This is a genomic window from Rosenbergiella metrosideri (assembly GCF_022602565.1).
Lineage (GTDB): Bacteria > Pseudomonadota > Gammaproteobacteria > Enterobacterales > Enterobacteriaceae > Rosenbergiella > Rosenbergiella metrosideri.
Map to the genome: position 1 here is coordinate 1 of NZ_JALBCV010000129.1, position 247 is coordinate 247.

At 49.0% G+C, this 247-nt stretch carries 1 protein-coding gene; it reads left to right on the top strand.

Annotated elements, in window-relative coordinates; translation table 11 throughout:
• The coding region (locus MKR94_RS16785; RefSeq protein ID WP_241647928.1) for a phosphoribosylformylglycinamidine synthase subunit PurQ at positions 1–222 on the top strand (222 nt) is incomplete at its 5' end.
• Between the last annotated feature and the right edge of the window lie 25 nt (positions 223–247).

The window sequence follows — 247 nt, forward strand, 5'->3', positions numbered from 1 at the left end:
GTGAATAACCGTGGTGAAGTGACCGAACAGTATCCGGCGAACCCGAATGGCTCGCCAAATGGTATTACTGCGGTGACCAACACTTCTGGACGAGTAACGATAATGATGCCTCACCCAGAGCGCGTATTTCGTACAGTGAGCAACTCATGGCACCCAGAAAATTGGGGAGAAGATAGCCCTTGGATGCGTCTCTTCAGAAATGCGCGTAAGCAGTTAGGATAAGCACGATTCTGGAAAACTCTTAAAG